The organism is Amycolatopsis sp. NPDC051071 (genome assembly GCF_040682875.1).
In the GTDB taxonomy this organism is placed as follows: Bacteria; Actinomycetota; Actinomycetes; order Mycobacteriales; family Pseudonocardiaceae; genus Amycolatopsis.
Genome location: NZ_JBFBBY010000281.1, coordinates 1 through 5,801 on the forward strand (window position 1 = coordinate 1; position 5,801 = coordinate 5,801).

Genomic DNA, 5,801 nt, shown 5'->3' on the forward strand with positions numbered 1-5,801 from the left:
CACCACATGATCAACCAGAGACCGTGCCTGCCCTCATCCAGGCCCACACCGACTTTGCCGGGGCCCTGCGCTAGGCGCAGGGAAGGGGGCCTTCACGTCCTTCCCCACGCGTGCTTGAAGGGCGATCATGCGTGCTGGAAGGCGGATCATGCGTGCTTGAAGCCGGAACTCGCGTGCTTGAAGCCGGAAGACACGGCGCGATCCGGCCTCGGCGTGATCGCCCTTCCAGCACGCATGATCGCCCTTCAAGCACGCATGATCGCCCTTCAAGCACGCGTGTGCGCCGGCTGGACGCGCGCTGGCTAGAGGGTCTTCACGGCGGCAAGGACGTCGGCAGGGTCGGTGCGGGTGGTGTAGTCCGGGTGTACGTCGATGTAGCGGATGACGCGGTCGCGGTCCACTACCAGGACGGTCGGGTACGGCAGCTCCCAGTCCGCCTCGCCGTTGATCTTCTCGACGTCGCCGATGAGCGTGTCGAACGCCGGTTTCGTCTCCGGGGCCAGGCGGAACGTGATGCCGAGCGCGCGCCCGAGTTCGTTGCCGACGTCGGAAAGCACGGTGAATTCGAGGTCCTTCGTGGACAGCGAATCGTCTGGCAGCTGCGGGCTGATCGCGATCAGCTTCACCCCCAGTTTCTCCAGCTCCGGCAAAATTTCCCGCTGATACGTGCGCAGCGCCAGGTTGCAGTACGGGCACCACGCGCCGCGGTAGAACACCACGACGGCGGGGCCTTCCGCGACTGAAACCCGGGTGCCGGTCGCGTCCGGGAGCGTGAAGTCCGGCATCACCGTGCCCGGTTTGGCGGCGGTCTCGGCGACCACATCGACGAACTTTTCGCGATCGGCCTTGAGCACCTCCGCGATCTCTGCCGGCACATGGCTCGCGACGTCGCCCCGCAGCTGGGCGAGGCCGGTGTTGAGATCCCCCATTTTCGACTCCTTGAGTTGTACTGATCGGTACAGTCCGGCCGACTGTACTATCCGGTACATGGACGGTCAACCGGCGAAGACCTCGCGCGGACGCCTGACCCGGGAAGCGATCGTCGACGCGGCGGCGGAGCTGATGTACGTCAACGGCGTCGCCGGAACGAGCGTCGACAAGGTGCTCGCGGCGAGCGGGGCCGGAAAATCGCAGATGTACCACTACTTCAAGAACAAGGATCAGCTCGTCGAGGCGGTGATCAAGCGCTACCTCGACGAAATCCTCGGCAACCAGCCGACCATTTTCGCACTGCGCGAGTGGGCCGACTTCGAGCAGTGGACGCGGGAGATCCTGGCCATCCAGAGCACGCCGAAGGGGCCGATCGCCTGCCCGCTCGGCAACCTCACCGGCGAACTCGGGGACGACCCGAAGATCGCGCCACTGCTCGACAACGCCTATCGCGAGTGGGAATCACATCTCGAAAAGGGCCTGAAGTCCTTGCAGGAAAAAGGAAAGCTGGCCGACGACGCCGACCCGGCCAGACTCGCGCAGACCGCGATGGCCTGCGTACAGGGCGGCCTGCTGATGGGGCACCTCCGGCACGACATCACCCCGATCGCCGACGCGCTCAAACTCGCGCTGGACCACCTGAAGAGTCACGCTCGCGGGTGAGCGCGGCGACCTCGTCGGCGAGTGCGTCGAGCACCTTCGCCACCGCGGGCCGCGAAGACGCACCCAGCCGGCAGACCGCTTCGACATGCCGCGCCGCCTTGATCCCGGCCAGCGGACGGCAGACCAGGCCGCTGCCCCGTCGAGTGTCCATTGTGTACCGGGGCAGCAACGCGATCCCGTGCCCGGCGGCGACAAGCCGTTCGGTGATGCGGAAATCGTTGATGCGCTGGACGATCTGCGGCCGCACGCCGGTGCGGATGATCAGCGACTGGAGGATGTCGTCGACCGGGAATCCGGCGTTGACGCTGATCCAGCGTTCATCGGCCAGTTCGGCGAGTTCGATGCGGCGCCTTTTCGCGAGCCGGTGGCCCGCCGGGAGCGCGACGTCGAGTGGTTCACGCAGCAGGTGCCGCGACTCCAGCCGTTCCGAGCCGAGCGGCGGCGCGTGCTCGTCCCGGTGCGCCACCACGATGTCGTAGTCCGCGACGAGGCCTGGCACGTCCGGCGGCGTCATGTCGATATCGCGCACGATGACGTCCAGCCCCTCGAATTCCGCCGTCCGGTGCAGCAAGCCGGGTAACAGCATCAACCCGGCCGACTGGAAGATCGCCATCCGGACCCGGCCGCGTGGTGCGCTCCGGTAGGTGTCCAATTCGGACTCCGCGCGGTCGAGTGCGGCGAGTACGTCGTCGGCGCGGGCGACCAGCGCGCGGCCCGCGTCGGTCAGCCGGAGGCCCCGGCCCGCCGGTTCGGTCAGCGAGAGACCGACGTCACTCTGCAACGCCCGCAGCTGCTGCGAAACCGCGGAAGGGGTGCAGTGCAAGGCTTTCGCGGCCGCCGTCACACTGCCGCGATCGGCGAACTCACGCAGGGTCCGCAACCGGCCGATGTCCATGTCGCCAGCATATGTGAAGCGAAACTGAACAGTCGCTGCAAATATTCTCGCTGGTCCTTCAAGGAATTACCCCGTAAGAGTGACGGTATGCCCGTCCGCGATCGTCTGCTCGCCCTGCTCGTCGTCGTCCTCTGGGGCTGCAACTTCCTCGCCATCCACGCCACCCTCGGGCAGTTTCCGCCGGTGTTCGCCGGCGGCCTGCGGTTCGCGGTCATCGCGATCCCGACGATCCTGTTCGTGCCGTGGCCGAAGGTGAAGATCCGCCATCTGCTCGGCTACGGGCTGGGCTTCGGCACCGGGCAGTTCATCTTCCTGTTCATCGCGATGGACATCGGCATGCCGACCGGGCTGGCGTCGCTCGTCCTGCAGGCGTCGGCCCCGTTCACCGTCCTGCTCGGCGCGTTCTTCCTGCGGGAGCGCGTCTCCGGGCGGCAGCTGGCCGGGATCCTGCTCGCCGTCGCCGGAATGGTGACGATCGCCTGGCAGCAGGCGGGGAACGCCGCCCTGCTGCCGGTGATCCTGACCCTGCTCGGCGCGCTGAGCTGGGCGTTCGGCAACCTGAGCACGCGAAAGGCGGCACCGGACAACCCGCTGAACTTCGTACTGTGGATGTCCGTGGTGCCGCCCCTGCCGATGTTCGCGCTGTCGCTGTTCATGGAGGGGCCCGGTGAGATCGGCCGCTCGCTGAGCACGCTGGGCACCTCGACCGGGCTGATCGGCCTCGGCGGGCTCGCCTACGTCGTGGTGTTCGGCACGATCGCCGGCTCCGGGATCTGGACGTCGCTGATGCGCCGCAACCCGGCGGGTGTGGTCGCGCCGTTCTCCCTGCTGGTGCCGGTGGTCGGGCTGTCGATGGCGTTCTTCGTCCTCGACGAGCGGCCGTCCCTGCTCGAAGTGATCGCGGCGGCCGTCGTCATCGGCGGCGTGCTGTTCGGTTCGACGAAACGCCGCGCGCGCGAGCCGGACTTCCTCGCTGAAGCCGAAACACCTCAGCCCACTGGGGTGCGGTGAGGCTCTTGGGCAACGCCGTCGGCGGGACGCCCTCCTCCCGGAGCCGGCGCCGCGTCTCGCGAGGGGCGGCGAGGATTTCGTCGATCCCCCGGCCTCGGCCGGTGAAGACCCGCTGGACGAACGCCTGATAGCGGTCGCGATCCGCGTGCTCGACGAGCGGACGCGTCCGGCGGGTCATGGTCAGCACACCGCCGTCGACGCCGGGCTTTGGGAAGAACGCGCCGGCGGGAACCCTGGTGACCAGGCGGAATTCGAACCACGGCCACCACTGCGCGGTCATCATGGTCGCGCCGCCGACGCCCGCGCGGCGGCGGGCGACCTCCCACTGCACGAGGAGGACGGCGTCGGTCCAGCCGGGCGCGTGCAGGACGTGGCGCAGCATCGCGGTGGTCAGATGGAAGGGCAGGTTGCCTGCCAGCACATGCGGCGCCGACGGCAGGGTGTGGTGCAAGAAGTCCGCGTTGACGATCTCCGTCGGCGGCGGGACGCGGCTCGCCAGCCGGGCGGCACGGCGACCGTCGAGTTCGACGGCGGTCAGTGGCCTGCCCAGCCGGTGCAGTGGCAGGGTCAGCGCGCCGTCGCCCGCGCCGATCTCGATGATGGGCCCGCCGGTGTCGGCGACGAGCCCGACGACGACGTCGATGATCTTCTGGTCGATGAGGAAATTCTGGCCGAGTTCATGACGGCCAGGACGCTGTGTGCGCAAGGGATCTCCGCGGCTTCGAGGTGAGCCGGGCAGCGTGAAGCCTGCCCGGCGATGACTCGCTCGGGCGGCGGTTCCTTGCTCTATACGCAGGATCCGCCGCTAGGCGCGGCGGATCCTGGTGAAGGCGGGGGCACACATGGCGGCGAAACTACCTCGGCGCGGCAATCTCACGCCAACGGTTTTCTACGCGCCGATCCGGCTGGTGCCGAGGTGCTCGACCGGGCCGGACAACGCCGACTTGACCCGGCGGGTGAGCTCGTCGGTGAGTACCTCGCTCTCGCCCTTCTCCCAGACGTGCCGGAAATCATGCTGGGCGCGGGCGACTTACCGGCCCTTCGCGACCTTCGCGAGTCGTTCGTCGCGCTCGTCGACGACGGCGACGCGTCGGCCGTGAAGCCCGCGAAGGCGGACCTGGTCCTGCGAGACGGCGTCGTCCGGCTGTTCCCGTCGGGCACCGGGCGGCAGTGGCTCACGTCGGCGCTGTGGACGGAGACGTTGCTCGCACAGCAGTCCGGGATCTGGCAGCGGCTGAAACTGTGCCGGCTCGACGGCTGCCGTTCGGCGTTCTACGACGTCTCGCGGAACAACAGTGGCGTCTGGCACGACGTGCGGACCTGCGGGAACGTCGCGAACCTGCGGGCGTCGCGGGAGCGGAAGAAAGCGCTCAGCTGAACGAGGACAACGCCGACGGGATCGGGATGTCGCCGCCGATGACGTCGAACCCCTGGTTCTCGGTGAGCGACTCGTCGAGCGTGGCGACCATGACGGCGGCGACGTCGGCGCGGGAGACACTGCCCGCTTCGAGGTGACCGGCGATCTTGACGTGCCCGGTCGGCTGGTCGTCGGTGAGCCTGCCGGGGCGGACGATCGTCCAGTTCAAACTGGAACGACGGAGAACACTGTCGGAGATCTGCTTCGCCAGCAGGATCGAGCGCACCAGGCGGTCGCCCTGATCCGGCGAATCCGCGAACTGCGCGGAAAGCTGCACGAACCGCGACACCCCCGCCTTCTCCGCGGCGCGGATCGCGGTGATCACGCCGTCACGATCGACGAGATTGACCGACGCCGGATCCGGATCGGGCGCGCCGATCGCGCTGATCACGACCTCGGCCCCGTTGAGCGCCTCGACGAGGTCGTCCGCGTCGGCCGTGACGTCCGCGACGACGGTCTCGGCACCGAGCCCGGCGACCTCCTCCGCGCGGCGACTGCTGCGCAGGCCCGCCCGCACCTGATGCCCGCGTCCCCGCAGAAGCCGGACCACGTGAATCCCCGTACGCCCCGAAGCACCCAGCACTGTGACCCGCATGACATCGAGTCTGCCCGAAAGCGGCGGCGAGTGCCTGGTCACCGGGGTCGTGAGTGTTTTGGGTCGTTCTAACGAACGGTGTTTTAGGTACCTACGGCGGGTGAGCCGGATAGCGGCCGGTCCTTGGAGGGCTCCTTGAGGGACCCAAAGTCCCTCAAAGTTCCCCTCACCCGTCCCGGAAGGCCGTCACGAGCCCCCACAGCACCACCAGTCACCACGGCGGCGCGTGAAGGACCCCTTCCCTCGGCTGGTCACTCAAAACCATGGCCGAGGGAAGGGGGCCTTCACGC

The 5,801-nt window shown here is 68.2% G+C and carries 7 protein-coding genes; 3 read left to right on the top strand and 4 right to left on the bottom strand.

Annotation, left to right across the window (positions count from 1 at the left end):
* Positions 1 to 302: 302 nt before the first annotated feature.
* Positions 303 to 929 (bottom strand): peroxiredoxin-like family protein, encoded by a 627-nt coding sequence (locus AB0M65_RS39915; protein WP_364040540.1) that lies wholly within the window; start codon positions 927 to 929, stop codon positions 303 to 305.
* Between the two features lie 58 nt (positions 930 to 987).
* Here AB0M65_RS39915 and AB0M65_RS39920 point away from each other — a divergent pair, with 58 nt between their 5' ends.
* Positions 988 to 1,593 (top strand): TetR/AcrR family transcriptional regulator, encoded by a 606-nt coding sequence (locus AB0M65_RS39920; RefSeq protein WP_364040543.1) that lies wholly within the window; start codon positions 988 to 990, stop codon positions 1,591 to 1,593.
* Here AB0M65_RS39920 and AB0M65_RS39925 read toward each other — a convergent pair.
* A complete protein-coding gene (locus AB0M65_RS39925; protein ID WP_364040546.1) occupies positions 1,550 to 2,488 on the bottom strand; it encodes a LysR family transcriptional regulator in 939 nt (312 codons plus the stop codon). The genes AB0M65_RS39920 and AB0M65_RS39925 overlap by 44 nt on opposite strands.
* Positions 2,489 to 2,575: 87 nt before the next feature.
* Between AB0M65_RS39925 and AB0M65_RS39930 the strand changes: the two genes are divergently transcribed.
* Entirely contained in the window at positions 2,576 to 3,499 is a 924-nt protein-coding gene (locus AB0M65_RS39930) for an EamA family transporter (RefSeq protein WP_364040549.1), read from the top strand.
* Here the strand turns inward: AB0M65_RS39930 and erm are convergent.
* Entirely contained in the window at positions 3,402 to 4,205 is an 804-nt protein-coding gene (gene erm, locus AB0M65_RS39935) for a 23S ribosomal RNA methyltransferase Erm (RefSeq protein ID WP_364040552.1), read from the bottom strand. The two genes, AB0M65_RS39930 and erm, sit on opposite strands and share 98 nt — an antisense overlap.
* Before the next feature lie 210 nt (positions 4,206 to 4,415).
* On the opposite strand from erm, the gene AB0M65_RS39940 reads away from it, so the two are divergent.
* Positions 4,416 to 4,877, top strand: coding sequence for a CGNR zinc finger domain-containing protein (locus AB0M65_RS39940; RefSeq protein ID WP_364040555.1), 462 nt, complete (start codon positions 4,416 to 4,418; stop codon positions 4,875 to 4,877).
* Here AB0M65_RS39940 and AB0M65_RS39945 read toward each other — a convergent pair.
* Positions 4,870 to 5,511 (bottom strand): SDR family oxidoreductase, encoded by a 642-nt coding sequence (locus tag AB0M65_RS39945; protein ID WP_364040558.1) that lies wholly within the window; start codon positions 5,509 to 5,511, stop codon positions 4,870 to 4,872. The two genes, AB0M65_RS39940 and AB0M65_RS39945, sit on opposite strands and share 8 nt — an antisense overlap.
* Between the last annotated feature and the right edge of the window lie 290 nt (positions 5,512 to 5,801).